Below are 14,893 nucleotides of genomic sequence, written 5' to 3'. Positions count from 1 at the left end.
AGCTATTCAAGATGCAATCGATGGAAAGCCATTTGTTCCAACGATTGTTTGATTTTAGGGTTGCAAATTAATTTTTTGTATTATAGTCAGTCATACAAGATTGACGATAGGTAGGCTGAATAGTTACCTTTACTTTTTCATTGCACTCATCGTCATCTTCTTCAGAAGAAGCGACCGCAACTCCCCTATTGACCGGTGGTTTATCGAACTTCCCATAGCCACGGTGTTTTTTGCAGCCAGGTGCTTTTGACTGCTCCATCATCAGTTCATCCAGTTCTTCGTCTGAAAGTTCTTCATGTTCTTTTTCTGCCATCATCTCACCTTGAGGAAAGGATCGTTCGCAATGAATTCAACATCGATCTTTAATAAGTCCTTCAAACGTTCACAGAGAGTTTCCATTGCAGGGTTCTCTGTTGCATAATGGGTAGCATCCACAAGGAGCAGGTCATCATAGCTGCGGAGAACATCGTGTTTCAGTTCAGCAGAAACATAGGCATCCACATCGTTGTCCCTTGCGATATCGAGATAGTCGTCCTTGAAACCACTGCCACCAAAGACCATTACTTTTTTAATGGTATCCTTTTCCCCAACATACTGAAGATGAGTGTTCAGACTTTTTGCCACATGGTCGATGAACACATCCAGAGGACATTCGTCAATAGTACCTATACGCCCCATGCCCACCTCATATACGTCGTTAAGACCCAGACGTTGAGCGAGCACATCGTTCACACCACCCTTTGCACTGTCATAGTTCGTATGCATCGAATAAAGGGATATTTCATGCTCAAGTGCAATTTTTAGCAGGCCAGCAAGCTCTTTTGAGATAAGGTTCACAGAATGGAATATCAATGTGTGATGGGTGATGAGCAGGTCTGCGCCTATCTGTGCTACACGTTCCAGGACATATTCGGTAGGGTCAAGTGCAACTGCTATTCTTTTGATATCGTTGTCGAGGTCAAGTGTGAGACCTATTCGCCCAATATCAAAATCCTCTGCAAGTTCAGGAGAGGCGATCTCCTCAAGTGTTTCGACTACTTTTGATAACTCCATGCTATATCAATAAAATTCTTGGAAATATCAAGTTATCGGAAAAACAAGAGTAAGTAAGGTTAAAACATGTTAATTTTAAAATGATAAAACAATAAGATCCTGATCAAATCGATACATTTATAACCGATATGTTCATTCATACATAACGCTTGCTTAGACTATGTTAAATTCGAATGTATGACCGCTAAATAGTGCAAACCGGCATATTGGGATAGCTGAATTCCACTAAGCTCTCCATTAGTAATGCCACTTGTCCGTTCATCTACTCCGTAAGAACAGCAGCATTTATTGACCACAGTGGTCATACGATCGTATTTTTTAACAAATATGATATTAAATCTAATTATGAAACAATAGGTGAAACCATGATTGAAGAATTCGAACATTATCTGCTTGAGGATTGCCCCTACGGAGATGAGACCACAGAACTGCTCGGTATCGAAGGAGAAGGAAGTCTGACGATCAGGTCAAGAGACCCCGGTATTGCCTCCTGTGCAGACGATCTGGCAGAATTCTATGAGAAGAAAGGCTTGAAAGTGAACATGCATCTCGAAAACGGAAAAGAGTTTGTAGAGAATGCTGTGCTTTTCGAAGCGGAAGGCGACCTGTGTAAGCTTTTCAAGTTCTGGAGGATCTCACAGACATTTCTTTCAATGACCTGCGCCATTGCGACAAAGACAAAGAGAATGGTGGACAGTGCAAGAGAAGTGAATCCTGATATAATGATAGCCACAAGCAGGAAGACACATCCCGGATTTCGCAAATACGAATTAAGGTCCGTACATGTCGGTGGCGGTGACCATCATCGAAATTCCCTTAGTGATTCCATACTGATAACACAGAACCATTTCAATGTGGTCGGTTCTTTTGAAAAGCTCAGGGCCATGAGGAAGATAGAGATAGAACCACGCACAAAGGAAGAAGTTTTCCAGTACGCCCCCATAGCAGATATCCTGCTACTCGACCACTACAGCCCTGAAGAGCTAAAAGAAGTGGCACCAAAACTTAGAAAGATAAATCCAAAGCTCGAGCTTGCTGTCGGCGGTGTTTCATTTGAGGAAATCCCGAAATATGCAGCTTCAGTGGATTTTGTCGTGACCACAGCCCCATTTTATGCAAGCCCTTTTGACCTTACGACTAACATAGAGAGGTTGTGAACGGCGGGTTTCCAGATTCCAATATTGCCGGTCAGCAAGAAGAATAGCAGGACCTCAACAATTAAAGGACCTGAAGAATATCAATTTTTCATAGAAAAATGAAATAGTTAGATTTCTCTGTTGAACCCTGAAACCCCATAAACTGTTGATAATAATTGTACTTACCATTTTCACATATGCATTCTGCCAGCAAAATAAGTAAATAATAAGTAATCACAAAATTAGTGTAAGACAATTGGGGGCATTAAATGTCTGAACATGAAGAACTTGAACACAAAGAGTTACTGGATAGTATGAGCGATAAACTTGGTTTCACTCCTCGCATCCTTGAAACCGTTGGGGACCTTGACCCGGATTTTTTAAAGAAATATAACCGTTGCAACCATAAACTGTTGTCCGATGGTGCTCTGCCAGCAAAGATGAAAATACTGATGGCTCTGGCAGTGGTTGCATCCAAACAGTGCGATAGGTGTACTGTTGTGCAAATGCAAAGTGCGCTCAAGAACGGTGCTACCAAGGAAGAGATCATGGAAACCCTGGAAGTCATATACATCACATCTGGAGCTCCAGCTGTCGCATCCTGCAGGGAAGCTTTGAAACAACTAAAATAAAGACGGGATTATTTTTAGATAAAAATCAATTGGGGAAAAATATGCCACCACATAGTGGTACATTAGATTGACCTGCTATAAATACTGTAAGTATTTTTTTGCAGTTCTTCATTTTAAAGGTGTAGCATATCCACCAGAGGATGCACTACACCCCTTGATTGATATTTTCTTATATGATTCTTTACTTGTGGACCAGACAAACTATGGAATGAGGTGTGACTATTGGAATCTGAAAATGAGTATCGCATGATCTTTGAAAGTTCTCCATTGGGTATCATTTACTTCGATGAGAATGGGATGATCACCTTCTGCAACGAAAAACTCACCAGTATTCTCAATATGCAGAAAAAGGACATTTTCAGCTCGAACATGAACGATATTTTCACAGATGAAGACATGCAAAATGTTATCGAAACTGCTCTTTCCGGAAAGCCCATACATCATCAGATTAATTTTCACCCGCCTGGAAAGGATGATGCAATAGAGATAGAATTATACTGCAGTCCTGGTACCTCGGGCCAGGGTACCTCCCATGGCACTGTTTGTATCCTGCAAGATGTCACTTCAAGGGTAGAACTGCAAAATGCCCTGAAGCTTGACGAGTACCGTCTTGAAGCACTTCTGGAGCTTGAACAGATGACCGAAGCACCAATGCAGCAGATAGCTGATTTTGTGCACGAACAGGCTGTCAGGCTTACACAGAGCACTATAGGTTACATTGCATTCCTCAACGAGGATGAGAGCCTCCTCACAATGCACACATGGTCTAACAGTGTGATGCATGAATGTACTATCCCGGATAAGAAATTCGTGTATACTGTGAAAAATATCGGACTCTGGGGAGAACCCATACGACAAAGGAAGCCTTTTATAGTCAATGATTACCTTGCGCCCGACCCTCTCAAGAAAGGATTTCCACCCGGTCATGTGGAACTGTATAACTACCTGACCATACCTGTGTTTGAAGGGGAAAGAATAGTTGCCACCGCAGGTGTGGGCAACAAGGATGGGGATTATGATAGATCAGACGTGCGACAACTAACGTTGCTGATGCAAGGATTATGGAATCTCATGCAACGTAGAGAAGCTATCGAAAACCTCAGGAACCATGCAGATCAGTTAAAAAAGTCTAATGAGATGAAAGACCTCTTTACAGATATTTTGCGCCATGATCTACTCAATCCTGCAGGGATCGTAAAAGGATATACCGACATCCTGCTTGAGAGTGAGGAAGATGAGGAAAGGATGAAGATCCTGCAGACCATCGACAGGAACAACGAAAAACTTATCGATATGATCAAAAGTGCAGCCAGCTTTGCAAAACTGGACACCATTGAGAATATAGAGTTCAAGGACATGGATATTGCCCTGATGCTAAAGAAGATCTTGGAAAGTCTCAAACTCCAGATCGATGAAAGGGGAATGGACATTGAAGTAAGGCCTGATAGTGCATATATGGCAAAGGTAAATCCCATGATAGAAGAGGTGTTTGTCAATCTTCTATCAAATGCCATAAAATACAGTCCCGAAAAAGAAAGAGTGATAATAGATATACTGGATTCCGGTGACGAGTGGAAAGTAACTGTCACAGACTTTGGCCCCGGTATTGCAGACGAGGATAAGCTTAAGTTGTTCGAGCGTTTCAAGCGAGTGGATAAAAGCGGTGTCAAGGGCACAGGGCTCGGGCTTGCCATAGCAAAGAAGATAACCGAGCTGCACGGAGGACACATTGGGGTCGAGAACAATCCTGCTGCAAAAGGCAGTGTTTTCTGGGTAACGGTAAAGAAAGCCTGAGGCTCATTTTTTCGGATAAAACACAAAGAACTTTCTTCGGCCTGCAGAGAGGAAGATGGGAACTTTGCAGAGATCCTCAATTCATAACACATAAGTTAGTGACCGAACTTAAGACCATGTGCAGCTACTGCGAAAAAACACTCTTCCTGGACCCAAAGACATTCAGGCCCATTTCCCCAACCCTCCTTCACACTAGCATTCAAAGTAAACGACTCATACAGATAGAGATCAATTTCGAATATTCTCATTGTGATTGGCTCATCTCGAGTATAATTCCTAATTATCCCCCTGACTACATTAAGGAGTAAAATTGCACACAAGCACATATATAGAATCAAAAACAAACTTTCTGAATAGTGGGAAATTAATAGTACAGTGGGATTAACATTTCATTGTTAAAAATAGGAATGGGGGTAGCTATGGTTATGGATACTACAAACAATCAGGAGACAAACGACTCTATCAAAGAGATTGAGAAATATATCTCGGTCAAGGAAGTAATGACAGTAAAAGTGATTACCACAGATATCGAGGAAAGTGCTCTAAAAGTAGGAAAGGAGATGATAGAGCACAATGTGGGCAGCATAATCGTAACAAAGAAAGATAAGGCAGTGGGGATCATAACTGAAAGAGACATGATAAAAAAGATAGTAGCAAAGAACAAGAAACCTGAAAATGTCTCTGCTTCCATGCTCATGTCTTCTCCTTTGATAATGATCAAACCATCCACGAATGTCATAGATGCTTCTAAAATAATGTCTAAGGCCAATATTCGCAGGCTTGCTGTAATGCAGAATGGGAAGATTGTGGGCATCATCACAGCCAGGGATCTACTTACGATAGCACCCGGATTGACTACGATACTGGCAGATCTCATAGAAATGAACCACGAACAAAATGTTATGGCGGAAGAAGAATATGCGGGGGGAATATGTCAGAGATGTGGTTACTATTTAGTTGATCTTGCAACGGTAAATGGGAGAATATTGTGCGAGAGCTGCAGAGATGAAGAAGATTAAAGAGAAGATAACTGAACTGCACAACGAAAGTATTGGAGTGGAAAGTCCCTATTACTTTTTTGGAAAGAACAAGAAGAGCAAAATCCAATATCTTGCTCATCAAGTATCCTTTTTTACAGAACCGCATTGAACATATAGCCTGTGAATATCACAGCTACTGCCACGATCGCCACGAACAGGGCGATCAGTTCATTGCTCAGGACCTTTTTCAATATGATCATCTCAGGCAGTGATACTGCAGTGACAGACATCAGGAATGCCAGGGAAGTACCGATGGGTAGCCCTTTTCCAATGAGACTTTCGACCACAGGGATTAGGCCCATGACATTGGAATAGAGTGGTACGCCTATCAGTACTGCAACAGGGATAGCAAAGAGATTATCTTTTCCTGCATACTGTGCAAGTATTCCTTCTGGAGCAAAACCGTGGAATATACCTCCAAGACTTACACCTATAATGACATATATCCAGATCTTACCTACAATGCTTTTGACCTCATCAAAAGCGTAATCGAGCCTCTGTCTGGAGCTCATCTCAGCTTCCTTAAAAGGCAGTGAGTGCACATCATAGACAAAACCTGCAACGTGTTTCTCCAGCTTGAGCAGGCCCATTACAGACCCTCCGACAACACCGATAACAACACCTGAAACAACATAGAGTGCAGTAGCCTTGAATCCCAGTGTGGCCCAGAGCACGGCAATGGCTGCTTCATTAACAAGGGGAGAGGTGATGAGGAATGAAAAAGTCACACCAAGGGGTACACCTGCTTCAATGAAACCGATGAAGATCGGAACGGATGAACATGAACAAAACGGGGTGACAGTACCCACAAGTGATGCTGCTACATTATACATCGGTCCTTTTTTGCCTCCAAGTATTCTTCTGGATTTCTCAGGAGTAATATAGGACCTCATATAAGCTATAAGGAAGATCATTACAGAAAGAAGTGCAAATATCTTCAGTACATCATAGATAATAAAATTCAGGCTTTTTGCAAGACCTGTAGTGGCTTCGATCCCAAGTAGATCGTAGGTGACCTTATCTGCTACCCACTGCATGGGATAGAACACGTCAACCATTATCATTTCCTCCAGAGTAAATAAACAGGGACCAGCATCTTAGAATTATACGGCTGGCTTGCACCTGTCATGTATTTTATAGCATCACTGTTCAGATGATGCATTATATTTTAGCATCCTCTTCGTTTTCACAAAGCTCACAGGGAGCGATCAGAAAAGCTTGACACACTTCACCAGACTCTCTGAGATCACCGAATCTTCGATATCCATATCCCTTGTCTTCTTCACGCCAAGTTCAGTGACAAATATATGTTCATCCACTGCTATCCCGGCGTTCTCGAAAATTTTAGAGGCACAGTTCATTGGACAGCCATCTATCACAACCACCCTGTCACAACCCTCTGCAGACCTCAACTGACCGGGGATCTTAGCACCGATTCCGGCAGTACACAGCATCTTGCCTTTTCCAGCTTTAGTCAGTCCTATTGCCAGCTGGTTAGAGATGATACCTACATTCGCTGAGCCTGAACATGGATAGATACCAACGATCTCTGACTCACACTCACATTCACGCCACATTTCATATTTTCAGTCATTTTTAACACCTTTTCTAATTTTATGATTTTAATACCGTATCATGGACATGGGACTGTATCATTATCCAGAGATCCATTTTTTAACATTGTCCACACTGGGAGCTTTGCCGGCGATCATTACCTCGCCGTCAATGACAAGCCCGGGAGTTATCATTACTCCATAGGAAAGAATGGTCTCATAATCTTCAACCTTGACAACATCCGCTTGGAGCCCACTTTCCTGAAGAGCTTTTTCAACTACCTCTTTTGTCTTGACGCACTTTGCACATCCTGTACCGAGTATTTCTATTTTCATACGATCACATCCTGTCTTTATCATACAACGATCTTCGTCACTTGAGCAGCTTCAAGGCATTTCAAATAATATTGAAATACATATTTATAGATGGCGGTTTCAAATTAAGTTGAAATAGATTATAGCAACTATACTGGAAAAACTATTATAGAAATGATCAATAAACTTCCCCAACAGGAGTAATATTTAGAATAGTTGTAATAATTGTATATTATGTACTTAAAAAACTTTGCATTTAAAGAAGAGTACAAGCATCCTTAAATGTACAGAAAGGTAGATTGAGCAATTAAATTTTTGAAAGTCATTTTAGAATTATAAAACACCCCTATGTAAATAGTTCTCATTATTATATAGAGAGGTTGTAAGTGTGATAGTATGGATAATTTCAGGTATTATGTAAGAGATGACACTCCGGTGGAAGTAGCAGAATCGGTTTTGAGGACCCTTCAGGCCATCAAGGAAGAACACGATTGTGATTATACGATCATTAAGATAGAGGACCTTTCAGAGAACGAACAGGAAGATGTTCTGGAGAACATCCGAATATTGAGCCGGAGGAATACTGTCGGTGTTGTTAGCAAGGGCAGAGGTTCTCTTCCGATCTCACGCAAGAAGAATCTCAGCAATGTGGGAATACTCGTTCATTCCAGAGATGGAAAGGACATTGCAGTCTATCCTAATGTGAAGAACAACAAGATGACGACTGCTATTCAATACCTGAATCTGATAATGAGGTCACCAAATGTAGAGGATGCCCTTGAGTCCAAACATATTTCCGAAGATGATATATCAAGGATGATATCCAGCATCCCTGAACTTATCGAACCCGGACTGACGTTCCACGAAGTCGAGGTGGAGGTCGAAGGTGGCAGGATAGATGCTGTTTTTACTGACTCACAGGACAAGCATTTCCTGATAGAGATAGAGATTAATGCAAGAGACAATGCCATCGGACAGGTACAGAGGTTCAAGCTACCTTATGCTGAAAAGTACGGAGTGGATGTCGAAGATATACGACTGGGCATCGTCTGTGCAGATATTGATAGTAGCAGAATGACGGCATGTCGTGGTGCAGGTATTGAAGTTTTCAGGCTTTGTCTGGAAAAGCTTGAATGAAAATATGTTGGGTGTGAAATTAAAAATTGAATTGTAATTCTAATTACGCATTTTTCATGCAGTTAGAAAACAATAAAACTTCTTCAAATAATTCTCTCAATACCGTTATACACATACATATGAGGCGGGCGAACAAAACCCACCAGTGTCAGATCTACCGCCCTTGCAAGGTCGATACCTTCATTGATAGGACCTGCTTTGCTGGCGAGTACGGAAACTCCTGCATTGACGGCCTTTGAGACCATTGTGACTGAGAGCCTGCCGGTAGCGACAATTGCACATTTGGACATATCCACACCTGCAAGGGCTGCTTTGCCAACTGCTTTGTCAACAGCGGAAGCCCTGCTCACATCTTCACAGAATGCCAGGATGTTGCTGTCGTTATCAATTATGATCACCGAATGGGTACCACCGGTGCGTCTCCATGTCTTTGCATCGGTCTTGAGGTGTTCCACTGCATTGAAGAGGACCTTGCGGTCAAATCTTATATCAGAAATATTACCAACCTTTTTCTTGCAGGGTCTGGAGCCAATGGCACAACTGCAAAAATCAAATCTTGAATCAGGATCTATGTTACGTTTGGTCTTTCCGATGCGGTCCGGACAGATGTCTGCTTCACATATCAGACGGTCATCTTTGACCTCGACCGATATGATGTCAATGGCGTGATCGATAAAACCTTCACATATTAAAAAACCCACAGCCAGTTCTTCGAACTCCTGAGGGGTTGCAAAAAAAGAAGCAATAGGGACGCCATTAAGAGAAAGATGGAATTCTTTCTCAACGATGACATCCACATCTATTTCGTTACTGCTGTCTTCCGTAAGCTCGACACCCTTATAAGAAAGATAAGGAGCGGAAGAATCCCGCTCCTCATCACGCCAGAAGTTATTCTGAACGTTCTTTCTTTCAACGTGCCAATCCAACGGCATGATCAAGCAATTTCCTTTATCTTTGCGAACAACTGCTTGAGTGTGTCTTCATTGCTCTGTGTGAACTCGAATGGAGACGTTGTGAACGGCTTGAAGTACATTGGCACGTTGTCGAGCCTGTAGAATGTACCGTCATTCTCCATTGCATCGATGACACCAGGAAGAACAACATCTGAAGCTGTTGTTGTTGGGCATGGAGCAATATCCAGGCAGGTCATTGGGATCTCTGCAAGATAGGATGCAGCATCTGCAGGAATGTGGTTGACAAGGTCAGCACACATAACGAATGCAGCATCTACGTCCTTATCCCTAAGTACATCGACAGTGGTGGTCTCTCCAGGGTTGTACCTTGGATAGCCTCTTGAGAAGTCGATACCGAATGGATATCCGTACAGATATGATGCGATCTGGTTGAAACCTGCCACATTACAGTGGCCTCTCAGTGCACCGAGTACGAACTTTGTACCGTGGTTGTTGTTAAGCTCTTTCACAAGGTTGAGACCAAGCTCAACGTTCCTGTGCTTACCCATTGAAGAACCAAGGCCAAGACCGACTGAGATGCTACCGAAGTTTGCATTCACCATTACTTCGACCATTTCATCCATTGCAGAGATAGGTACACCTGTGATCTCTTCCACGGATGGATGTGGACGCTTTCCATTAAGGATGGTCAAAAGTGCACTTAACAGCTCATAGTCAGAGTTAGGTTTAAGCTGTATGTGAAGATCTGATGCTACTGCTGTATCGGTCCTTCTTGGGTCAACGGTGATGACCTTACGGTCGAACCTTCCTCTCTTGGACCAGTATCCTCTTGGGAAGACAGCATACTTTGACATGTGTCTTGGCATGGATGCCAGAGGGTTGGTTCCCCAGTAGATGTTCACATCTGCTCTGTTCTTGGTCTGACCTGCTGTTGCACCTGGACATCCGCTTTCCTGGATACCCATTACAGTAGGACCGTGGCAGATCGTTGCGTTGGAATCTGCTATACCGCCAAGGTACTCAGCGATGTGAAGACCGACTTCCTGTGCTTCGCATGAAGTCTCACTTCCGAGGAAGAAAAGAGGTCTCTTTGCGTTCACAAGCATCTCTGCAGCTTTTGTAAGTGCTTCGTCCCATGCAGCTTTCTCAAGCTTACCGTTCTTTTTGACAAGTGGGTCCTTAAGACGGTGTGTGCTTACGACTTCCTGGAACTTTGCATTACCCATCTTGCATGCGTTCTTGACAGTGATCTCGTTATCTCCAAGCTCTACCTGGATATCGTCACATGAAGCTCCACATACAGGACACATAATGTTCTTAAAAACCATATCATTTACCTCCCATATAGAGATTAAGGACAACATCCTCTGCGCTCAATACATCACCTTCTGCTGCTTCGACAGTCACAGGACTGCCTTTGTAGAGAGGGGAACCTGTTGAGAATGTATATGGGTCAATGATCACGTTGGACCAGATAGCCCTTGGCATGAACACATCGCCATCCATCATAACATCTGTACATTTTGTGTAGACTATGATGGAGTGTTTTTCGTCCTTACTTGTTACTTTTACTTTTTCCGGGCATCCAAGGGACTCAAAATTAGAGGGGGAGAGCCAGCATACTGCGCACTCGAGCCTATATTCCTCTGAATATTTGTTACCACCTTTAGCAAGTCTGCCCTCATCAATGGTACTTCCTGTGTTAAGTAATACTTTCATTATCACACCTCACAGATTCATGTTTGCGTCCTGATTGACATAGAGTGTGCCCTTTGGCCTCTTTGTGATCGCATTGTCACCGAGGAACTTCATGAACTCACCTGGGCATTCTATATCATCGAACTTAAGGTCGCTTTCGTTTGTCACATATTCAAATCCAGGAGAGAACCTTTCGATGGTTCCGTTAACAACCATTGTACCTGCTGTCATTTCAGCAGCAACTGCACGAATAGCATTTCCTTTTACAGCGATAAGACCGCCGTTCTGGCGAATGCCAGTGTAGTGACCGACATTTCCACCAACGAGGATCTCTCCACCGCTGATACCGCCACCAAGGTTATTGTTAGCATTACCATCGATAACGATGCGTCCGCCGGACATTCCTATCCACTTACCACGGTATGCACAGCCTACGTGGTCATTTGCATTACCTTCGATGTGGAGGAGTCCGCCTACCATTTCCATTCCTGCCCATGAATCAGCATCACCTTTTACAAGGATTTCGCCGCCGACCATCTGGGAACCTACATGCATGCTGACAGATCCTTCAACAGTGATCTTTCCAGCTGTCATCTTTTCACCGATGCGCTTTACTCTTGAAGCATCGCCTTTGATGACAATGGATGTATCTTCTGCGGAAGCACCAGCATCGCCCTCCACATCAAAGAATGCGGAGATAGGGAACTGTTTTGGACCCTGCCAAACCAGCAGAGCCTCGATATCGCTCTTGTTCTTGCCAGCAAATGTATCAGGAGTGATAACATCTGCCTCTACTTTTAATCCAATTTCAGTATTAACTGTAAGAATGACTTCTGCCATGATCTCACTGCTCCATGTTTGCCTTGATCGCTGTTGGGTTTACAAGGTATTTCTCAGGTGTTGGATAGTGGTTGAAACCGTGTGAATAGTATCTGAACCATTCCTGAACATCCTTAAGCATTTCTTTCTCGTTAGCATCAGGGACGCTCGCATCGGTGTAGTAGGTCCTCTTATCAGGGATCATAGTGATCTCACCATCGTGGCAGACAACCTCTCCGCCCTTGATGGTGTATTCAGCAGTGCTGAACTTGTTGATCAGGTCAGAATATTCCCTGGTGTCGATCTTTGTTGGGTCGATGTCGTAAATTGTAACATCACCATCTGCACCGATACCGAAGCTACCCTTCCTGTGTGCCATACCAATGGTCTTTGCCGTGTTAGCACGGGTAAGGATCGCAAGGTCATAAAGGGACATTTCCCTGTCAACGCCACCGAGTGTACTTCTGTCGTTAGCCCATTTGTGACATTCACTGAATGTCTGTTCCCTGAACTTCTCGGACATGAGCCAGCTCATAACGAGTGGATACTTGGTGAACGGTCCACCATTTGGACTGTCGGTTGTCATGATGGTCTTCCATGGATCATCGATAAGGAGCAGGCACTCAAGACCCATTGCCCACTGAGTACTGTGAATAGGGTTGCTCTTAAGATATGTGAATGGACAGACACCTGAACCACATTCAAGCTCAACATCGGTGTTAGACCATTTACCGCCGGTAAGTACTGCGATATCGTGAATGGCAGGACCATCACCGGTCATACATGTAGCTTCACCGAAAGGTACACAACCACTGTCAATTACAACATGGTCAGCTTTGTTGATGTAATCTGCGAGCGGCTTGACACCAGACTCGAAATCACGCCAGGATGTACCGGCAAATGCATTGAACTGCATGTGTGTAAGGTAGACTGACTGATCTCTGCTTGCATCGATCTTTGTCTCAGCCCAGTCAACAGCCATGTTCTGCTTTGCTTTCACGTTGCTGGACAACTTAAGGGATTCCTTGGTGGTCTCATAGCATCCAGGGTGCCCAAGGTTGTTTGCGTGAAGATGAACTGACATTGGCATACCGAGCATTTCGTTTACTTCGGTCAGCCCATCGATGATCTCTCTTGGAGTGATCTCGAAGTGTACATTGGCTTCATCAAGGGAAGAAACGTTCTTACCCCAGCCCCAGTTCTCAACTCCACCAGGATTGACACATTTGATACCGTATGTCTTGTGGGTTCTCATCATCCATGCAACATATGCTGCTGCCCTGTCGACGTCGCCTTCCTTCAGGTAGCGCATCATGAACCAGTTGTTACCGAGAACAAGGTAGCCACCCATATCGAGCATTGGAATGGAACGCATCTCTTCGTGTGTGTGACGTGCTTCCATTGGAGGAACAGCTGCTTCAAAAGCAGTAGTGTATCCCATCTTGGAATATTCGTAACCTTCCATATAGACGGATGGTACGGTCTCCCCTGATCCAGAGTGGGTAATATCGGTCTTTGCCAGTGTTGCCTTGTAACCATCCTCAGGACGCATCATCCTACCGACATTTACCTTAGCACCAGCAATGTGTGTGTGAGAATCGACACCACCAGGCATTACTGTCTTGCCTGTTGCATCAATTATCTTAGCATCCTTCATGTCAGCTGCGGAAAGTTCGGAAACTACCACGCCGTCCTTGATGAAGATGTCCTGCTGTTCACCGTTCACTTCATTGAGCGGATCATAAACATATCCGTTCTTAATTACAATAGTTCCAGCCATTATTCAACCTCCCTCTTCTCAAGCCAAATTGCAGAGACCGGGCAGATAAGAGCACATGCGCCACATGAGCCGCATACTTCCTGATCAACTACATTGACAGTACCGTTCCTTACCTCAAGGAGTGGTTTCTCATCAAGCTCATTTAGTGCACCTGCAGCGAGATCCTTTGAGGAATTCGCATTGACAGGACACATGATGACACAATTGCCACATCCAAGACATGCATCTTCATCTGTCACCAGGACAGAGGTCAATACAGGTGTTGCTGATGGTTTGTTGAGAAGTTTCTTCTCAAACAGAGCTTTCTTGCCCATGTCAGGAATGATCGCTGTCTTCTGGACATCGATAGCATTGACAGGACAAGCTACAGCACATGCACCACAATAGAGACATGCATCAGGACGTTGAGCGACCTTGTCAACTCTTTCTCCAGGAGCCCATTCCGGATTGAACAGTGCATTGCATGGACATACATCCACACAGGTACGGCATGCCTGACAGACATCCTCGTCACGTGTCCATGTACCTTCGAAAGGCTTCTGCACAGTAATAGCATCTGTTGGACATACTTCGCTGCACCATCCACAGTGTACGCAGGTTTCCTGATCGATGATGGTCTCACCATCTATGCGTGCACTGCCATCGTTTGCGAGCCACTGCTTGGTCTCGATAGCACCCTGTGGACAGATCTGCTCACATACTCCGCAGTGTACACAATTATCGTTCACAGTTGTCGGTGCGAGCGAGCTGCACAGGAAGTTCTCATCGCATACAGGCTTTCCATCTTCTCTCATCTCAAGGGCACCTGTTGGACAGATCTTAGTACACATTCCACATGTGATACATGTCTCTCTGATATCCAGGTACTCCTTATTTATGAGTCCCCTGGCAACAGGTCCTACTGAACCTATGATCAATGTGTCCTTAGGACAGACCATTGTACAGGTCCCGCAACCAATGCACTTTTCTGGTAAATACACCACTTGCTTGTTATCTTTTGTCTGAACTACTATTTCGTTCAT

The 14,893-nt window shown here is 43.9% G+C and carries 16 protein-coding genes; 5 read left to right on the top strand and 11 right to left on the bottom strand.

Annotation, left to right across the window (positions count from 1 at the left end):
* Window positions 1-67 precede the first annotated feature (67 nt).
* Both KDK67_RS06435 and KDK67_RS06430 read right to left on the bottom strand, forming a co-directional pair.
* The gene (locus KDK67_RS06435; RefSeq protein ID WP_250867984.1) at window positions 68-313 is read right to left on the bottom strand and encodes a hypothetical protein; all 246 of its coding nucleotides are present in this window, start codon (window positions 311-313) and stop codon (window positions 68-70) included.
* Window positions 313-1,053, bottom strand: coding sequence for a Nif3-like dinuclear metal center hexameric protein (locus KDK67_RS06430; RefSeq protein WP_250867983.1), 741 nt, complete (start codon window positions 1,051-1,053; stop codon window positions 313-315). Before KDK67_RS06430 ends, KDK67_RS06435 begins: the two co-directional genes overlap by 1 nt.
* 365 nt (window positions 1,054-1,418) lie before the next feature.
* Between KDK67_RS06430 and KDK67_RS06425 the strand changes: the two genes are divergently transcribed.
* From KDK67_RS06425 to KDK67_RS06410, 4 genes are all read left to right on the top strand, one after another.
* Window positions 1,419-2,210, top strand: a complete 792-nt coding sequence (locus KDK67_RS06425) for a beta/alpha barrel domain-containing protein (protein ID WP_250867982.1) — start codon at window positions 1,419-1,421, stop codon at window positions 2,208-2,210.
* Window positions 2,211-2,458: 248 nt separating this feature from the next.
* Window positions 2,459-2,821, top strand: coding sequence for a carboxymuconolactone decarboxylase family protein (locus KDK67_RS06420; protein ID WP_250867981.1), 363 nt, complete (start codon window positions 2,459-2,461; stop codon window positions 2,819-2,821).
* Window positions 2,822-3,043: 222 nt separating this feature from the next.
* Window positions 3,044-4,615: a GAF domain-containing protein gene (locus tag KDK67_RS06415; RefSeq protein WP_250867980.1), complete on the top strand. Its 1,572-nt coding sequence runs from the start codon at window positions 3,044-3,046 to the stop codon at window positions 4,613-4,615.
* A gap of 419 nt (window positions 4,616-5,034) precedes the next feature.
* Window positions 5,035-5,634, top strand: a complete 600-nt coding sequence (locus tag KDK67_RS06410) for a CBS domain-containing protein (protein ID WP_250867979.1) — start codon at window positions 5,035-5,037, stop codon at window positions 5,632-5,634.
* A gap of 113 nt (window positions 5,635-5,747) precedes the next feature.
* Here the strand turns inward: KDK67_RS06410 and KDK67_RS06405 are convergent, their stop codons facing one another.
* The 3 genes from KDK67_RS06405 to KDK67_RS06395 form a co-directional block, all read right to left on the bottom strand.
* Complete coding sequence (locus KDK67_RS06405) at window positions 5,748-6,713, bottom strand: permease (protein WP_250867978.1); 966 nt, start codon at window positions 6,711-6,713, stop codon at window positions 5,748-5,750.
* Window positions 6,714-6,863: 150 nt separating this feature from the next.
* The gene (locus KDK67_RS06400) at window positions 6,864-7,232 is read right to left on the bottom strand and encodes a putative zinc-binding protein (RefSeq protein WP_250867977.1); all 369 of its coding nucleotides are present in this window, start codon (window positions 7,230-7,232) and stop codon (window positions 6,864-6,866) included.
* Window positions 7,233-7,310: 78 nt separating this feature from the next.
* On the bottom strand, window positions 7,311-7,544 hold the full coding sequence (locus KDK67_RS06395; RefSeq protein ID WP_250867976.1) for a thioredoxin family protein: 234 nt from the start codon (window positions 7,542-7,544) through the stop codon (window positions 7,311-7,313).
* Window positions 7,545-7,919: 375 nt separating this feature from the next.
* On the opposite strand from KDK67_RS06395, the gene KDK67_RS14440 reads away from it, so the two are divergent.
* Window positions 7,920-8,660, top strand: a complete 741-nt coding sequence (locus tag KDK67_RS14440; RefSeq protein ID WP_338101238.1) for a PDDEXK family nuclease — start codon at window positions 7,920-7,922, stop codon at window positions 8,658-8,660.
* 83 nt (window positions 8,661-8,743) lie between these two features.
* On the opposite strand, the gene fdhD is transcribed toward KDK67_RS14440, so the two are convergent.
* The 6 genes from fdhD to KDK67_RS06355 are packed head-to-tail and all read right to left on the bottom strand — an operon-like array spanning window position 8,744 to window position 14,893.
* Window positions 8,744-9,592 carry a formate dehydrogenase accessory sulfurtransferase FdhD gene (fdhD, locus tag KDK67_RS06380; RefSeq protein WP_250867975.1) on the bottom strand — a complete coding sequence of 283 codons (849 nt, stop codon included), beginning with the start codon at window positions 9,590-9,592 and terminating at the stop codon, window positions 8,744-8,746.
* A 2-nt stretch (window positions 9,593-9,594) separates the two neighbouring features.
* A complete protein-coding gene (locus KDK67_RS06375) occupies window positions 9,595-10,902 on the bottom strand; it encodes a formylmethanofuran dehydrogenase subunit B (RefSeq protein WP_250867974.1) in 1,308 nt (435 codons plus the stop codon).
* Window position 10,903: 1 nt separating this feature from the next.
* On the bottom strand, window positions 10,904-11,293 hold the full coding sequence (locus tag KDK67_RS06370) for a molybdopterin dinucleotide binding domain-containing protein (protein ID WP_250867973.1): 390 nt from the start codon (window positions 11,291-11,293) through the stop codon (window positions 10,904-10,906).
* 9 nt (window positions 11,294-11,302) lie between these two features.
* Window positions 11,303-12,112, bottom strand: coding sequence for a formylmethanofuran dehydrogenase subunit C (locus tag KDK67_RS06365; protein ID WP_250867972.1), 810 nt, complete (start codon window positions 12,110-12,112; stop codon window positions 11,303-11,305).
* A gap of 4 nt (window positions 12,113-12,116) precedes the next feature.
* A complete protein-coding gene (locus tag KDK67_RS06360) occupies window positions 12,117-13,871 on the bottom strand; it encodes a formylmethanofuran dehydrogenase subunit A (protein ID WP_250867971.1) in 1,755 nt (584 codons plus the stop codon).
* Window positions 13,871-14,893: a 4Fe-4S binding protein gene (locus KDK67_RS06355; RefSeq protein ID WP_250867986.1), complete on the bottom strand. Its 1,023-nt coding sequence runs from the start codon at window positions 14,891-14,893 to the stop codon at window positions 13,871-13,873. Before KDK67_RS06355 ends, KDK67_RS06360 begins: the two co-directional genes overlap by 1 nt.

This window comes from Methanococcoides seepicolus (assembly GCF_023684405.1).
Lineage (GTDB): Archaea > Halobacteriota > Methanosarcinia > Methanosarcinales > Methanosarcinaceae > Methanococcoides > Methanococcoides seepicolus.
Note: the sequence above shows the minus strand (reverse complement) of the source record. Positions and strands in the feature narration are given on the sequence as shown.